The organism is Bacteroidota bacterium (assembly GCA_018816945.1).
Classification (GTDB): domain Bacteria; phylum Bacteroidota; class Bacteroidia; order Bacteroidales.
The window spans coordinates 1-5,043 of record JAHIVC010000072.1; the positions used below are offsets into that span (position 1 = coordinate 1).

A 5,043-nucleotide genomic window follows, 5' to 3' on the forward strand; every position below is an offset into this window, starting at 1 on the left:
TTACACCTTAATCTTTAAATTGGAACAAGCTGATCATAGCTGATATTCACAAGACTTTCTTTGTTTCCCTGCCCGACCGCAGGCGGGGTTTCTTTGGTCACAAAGAAATGAAAGGGAAACTGTGATCTAAATTTACAAGCATGGTTAAATAATTAAAATAGGTCATTTAAACAAATTATCACAAACGCCTATTTGTTACCAGAATTATGAAGTATGACACTTAGGCGGAGGGTATAATACCCTACTGCTCGGCGCCGGAACTTGCGTCCAGGGCTTGCCCCGGGGTTAATACCCGTGATTCTTTAGTAGCATTAATCAATATAAAAGGAATGCTAAGTTTAAGCCCGCCATCTATCATTGATTGGTTGTTTAGTCGCATTTCAATACGGTCGAATACCTGTTCCAATTTATCTTTAGGTACAATTTTAATCCAGGAATCCATGAATGCCAATCGATTAAAATAATGGTTCAGCATAGCAGTGCCATCGGTAAATTTATAATTGAACCGATCCTGTATTAAATCCTTGATGATAAATCCGTGCTTTTGTAGCAGGGAAATAATTTCATCGAGTGGGCGGCGCTTTTGATAAATATGTTGATGCATCAATTCAATTTCTTTATTCAGTTTTAATTCAGCTAAAACCATTTCAAATTGTTCGTAAAACTCAATCATGCTTTTATCCAAATTCATCGTTAGTACGAATTGTCCGTTAGGTTTAATGATACGCGAACATTCAGAAATAACCTTATCAATGTCGCTAACATTGTTGATCCCGTTGTTACTGACAATTAAATCGATCGAATTATTATCAAGTGGAATTGATTCTGCAACACCTTCGATTATTTTGATATTTTGGATTCCGTAAAAATCAATCTTTCTCTTTACATGAGCAATGGCTTCTTTCCAGGGATCAATTCCGTAAACGGTGGAACTTTCTCCAAGTCGCATAGCAAGTTCAGTCAACGGAAATCCGGTTCCAAATCCAATATCGATTGCCGAAATATTTGGCTTATAATCAATGAAATCGAGCAGTTTTAATCCAAATGGTGCCGACCAAATTGACAATTCATCCGCGACATTGACGTATTCGATTAAATTAAAATCATTGTCTAGATACTTTTTCATATTTTGGATGATTAGATTTTTGTCCTCTAACAGATGATCCTTTTGGCCATTGAAGGGTCTTTGAGATCAAATTTAATGATGGAAAGTTCCGGACCATCATGTGCTGCATTAAATGAAACCGTATTCCCTATTTGCTGTTTCCAGAAACCTGTTATTCTGGTCGATTCATGAATATGTCCATGAAGGGTGATAAAGGGTTGTCTTTCTTCAATAAATCGTTTTATGGCAATACTTCCAACATGAACATCCATTGGAACATAATCAACCATTATCCCGTCGAGCGAAGCCCGGTCGAGATAGGTCTTATAAGGAGGTGAGTGGAAGAGGAATATCGCTTTGGAAATATCTTCATTTTCTGTCAAAATTTCTAAATCTTTCTGTATGGTTGCATATTCGATATCTTCTGTTGGAGCAAATGTCCTAAATCCTTCAGTAGGATGGACACAGCCGGGATCGACATACCTGGATACATCATATTTTTCCCAATCTTTCATCTGGAAAGGGGTTGGTGGTACGAACGAATACCCAAAAATGCTGTAATCCCCAAATGATATTTTTTGTTGATTTGAATAATGAAACAATCCATTGTTGCTTTCTATCAGAAACTTCTGCTCTTCGCTACGTGCATCGTCATTTCCAAGAATTAAGTAAATCTTGGGGTAACGATCCTTTAAATCCTTTTTGAGTTGATAAAGGCTCGGGAAAAGAAAATCGGTGGTAAAATCATCATAATTTCCCATTTTCTTAAGACGATGTGGCAGTATATCTCCTCCAAAAAAAACAGCTTCCGGTTTTTCTTCTTTAATTTGAAGAAATAACTTTTCATATCTATCAATGTGACCATGAAGATCCGTAACAAAGAAACATTTACTCATCTAAATTTTTTTAATAAGTTTTGCTCCATCTGTAATGGCTCCAATCATGGTAGCGAAGCTGTTTTTATTTTTAATATCCTCGTCGGTAACAATATGTAAATCAATCAATCCATCAGTTTTATAACCTGTTTTTAGGAAATTCATTTCTGAGAGACAAAGACTCCATCCTTCGAACCATGCTTTGAGTTCAAGTTCTTGGGTAGGGTTACCGTCAAAGTGAACAAGAAGGTCAATATCGCTTGCAGGACCTGCATTTGCATTTTTAGTACTCCCTATAATATAGAAAGCTTTAACACCTAGTTTTTTCATGTCTAGCTTCTGTGCAATGATGTTTGCAAAGTCGTATCTCCATTTCCAATGAACATTCGCTTGTGAATGCATCAAGGAAGATGAATTATCATCTATTAGCTCTTTTTGTAGTTTTTCAGCATCTAAAATATCAAGGGTCCTTTTCAACCTTTTGTTGAATATATAATTTCCAACCTGAAAGGCTATCGTGTTTAATAATTTTTGTTCCTCTGGTAAAAACTGGTTATCTTTTACCATCTGTTTAAATTTAGTATAATAAACTTCGATCCTTCCTGAAATCTCTTCGTCTATTATGATATCAGAGAACTGAACCCACTCTGTTTCTTTCCATCCCGACTCTTTATAAATTTTGTCTTCAAATATTATTTTAACCCTTGTGATCATTGGATATTGCCACCCACCCCAGATATGTTTTACTATTTCCATGAGAAACTCATCCAGCCGTAAATTTTCACTTATTATTTCCTGAACTTTATACAGGCATTTCATCTCTTTCTCCCTCTCTCTCAGGTTGTTAAATTTTTCCTGGTCGAGGTATTCATTTCTGATCATATGTATTTTTATTTAAAGAAAACTAAAGATGCTCATTTTTTTGATTTATACAGGCAAATATAGCAATTTGCTGAAGTTGTTTTGAGGATGTTAATTATGATAATAGAAAAGTCAGGTATATTATTAGGTATAAATTATATATCGTAACTTTTATATCTAATTTTTTTTGAACGGTTTTCAATATTCTTTTGATGCAGGGCATCAATTTTATCAAGCAAAAATTTGAAAACTTTGTTTAATTTTTCATCCAGTGCTTGTATTTCTGATCTTAAATCATGCCTTTCAACTAATATTGCTCTATATCTGGCGAATGCCCTCACATAATTTCAACATTTATTGATATAGCTTTTCTTGATCTCAGAACAGATGATAGCATAGCGACACCTTGTTCTGTGAATACCATAGAATTAACCGATGAAAGTTTCAGGTTTCTTAACCGGTCACAATTTGTGACCAGTTGTTCTTTTTCCTCTTTTGTGAGTTCAAACATAAAATCTTCAGGGAAATGTTCGGGATTTCTTTTTATTTGTTGTGCTAAAAGCCTTATACGGAAGAAAAAAAAATACAGTAATGTTATCTTTGATACCTAAGAATTTATTTCTTCTTTGCTTCCTCCACAATCTGTTTCACATCCGCCAGCATTTTTACGGCATCGTAAACAATCCCATCTTTAATGGTCCACTTTACACCGCCTTTAGTTTTAACGATTCCATCTTCAACAACTTTAATGCCGGTAGGATAGAGGTATTTTAAGTTTTCCAGCGGGTTGCCTTCAACCAAAATCAAATCGGCTAAAAATCCTTCTTTAATTCGTCCGATTTGGTCCTCAAATCCTAATATTTTTGCATTATTGCCAGTTGCATTCATCATTACATCAATGGGATGAAAACCAGCCTCGTGCATCAGTTCCAACTCGCGGATATAAGTAAATCCATACATCATGTAAATAAATCCGGCATCTTCGCCTGCACCAACCAAACCACCCATATCCGCATAATCTTTTACGGCTTTCATCCAGATTTTATAATTTTCTTTCCAGTTTTTTTCGTCGGTAGTGGTCCAATTCCAATGGTAGGAACCATGATTTTTAGGTGAAGGTGAAAAATAATTTGCCAATGTTGGATGCAAATATTCATTGAACCATGGCTGGTTTTGGGCCCTTTGTAAATCACGGTTAGCTTCATAAATCGCGAAAGTTGGAATCCATGCCACATGATGATCGACCATTCCTTTTAGTGTTTTTTCGAGACGAACAGGGTCGGCTTCTTTCCATAAACTTCCGGCCCATCTGAAACGATCGTTTTCATTATTATAATTATACCAGGATGGGAAATTCTGAGAGCCTATAAGCGCCGCATCAGGGATGCCGTACCAATGCTCGATGGTTGCAGTACCAAATTGAATATCATCGCGCGCATCGGTTTCTTCAACCCCCACATGGTGTGCCACTTTTAAACCCAATGCATGACTTTCGGCCAAAACAGCTTCCATCACATCCTTGTCCATACCGAATATTTTTATCCCATCAGCACCCAATTTTTTAAATTCACGAACCTGAGCAACAGCACCCTTTACATCTTTATTGCGAACGACCATGTAAATTAAAATTCGCGGAGCAATAAGATTACCCATTTGGCTTTTTTGTCGGTCGGCTAAGGTTAATGCAACATCGCTACCAACATCACGCACAGTAGTGATACCGCATGCCAACCATAGTTTGTATAGATATTCAAGTGTACAATTCGGCCTTTCATGGATGTGCACATGATTGTTGATCAAACCGGGCAATAAATACATTCCCGTACCGTCGATTATGTGTTTTTCATTGGCATAGGCATCTTCCCCAGTTCTGGTATTAGTTATGGATGTAATTTTGTTTTTTTCAACAATCACATCATTTGGACCTTTCATTGGTGTTCCTTTTCCATCAATCAACATCACATTTTTAATCAAAAAGCGGTCATATTTCCCGGAATTTTCAATTCCGACATGCTGAGATTTTAAAAAGTTGAATGGATAAATCAGGAAGGTGAGTAGTAATAAATAGGGAAGAGCGTTTTTCATAAGGGTTATAATTATGGATTTTTAAATTAAGTTCTTAACAAATATAAAAGATTTTATATATGACTAATTGCTGACATCATAATATTTGTAAATTAGTATGCGATAACCATCTAAAAA

At 36.0% G+C, this 5,043-nt stretch carries 4 protein-coding genes and 1 pseudogene; all 5 read right to left on the minus strand.

The genetic code is table 11. From position 1 onward, the window contains the following. Positions 1-241 precede the first annotated feature (241 nt). The 5 genes and pseudogenes from KKG99_11450 to KKG99_11470 all read right to left on the minus strand — a co-directional run bounded on the left by KKG99_11450 (position 242) and on the right by KKG99_11470 (position 4,926). Entirely contained in the window at positions 242-1,126 is an 885-nt protein-coding gene (locus KKG99_11450) for a class I SAM-dependent methyltransferase (GenBank protein MBU1013614.1), read from the minus strand. Between the two features lie 26 nt (positions 1,127-1,152). Next, positions 1,153-2,001, minus strand: a complete 849-nt coding sequence (locus KKG99_11455; protein ID MBU1013615.1) for a metallophosphoesterase — start codon at positions 1,999-2,001, stop codon at positions 1,153-1,155. Then, on the minus strand, positions 2,002-2,862 hold the full coding sequence (locus tag KKG99_11460) for a nucleotidyltransferase domain-containing protein (GenBank protein MBU1013616.1): 861 nt from the start codon (positions 2,860-2,862) through the stop codon (positions 2,002-2,004). A gap of 134 nt (positions 2,863-2,996) precedes the next feature. Then, a pseudogene (locus KKG99_11465) lies at positions 2,997-3,439 on the minus strand (ORF6N domain-containing protein). A gap of 17 nt (positions 3,440-3,456) precedes the next feature. Next, entirely contained in the window at positions 3,457-4,926 is a 1,470-nt protein-coding gene (locus KKG99_11470) for an amidohydrolase family protein (GenBank protein MBU1013617.1), read from the minus strand. Positions 4,927-5,043: the final 117 nt, after the last annotated feature.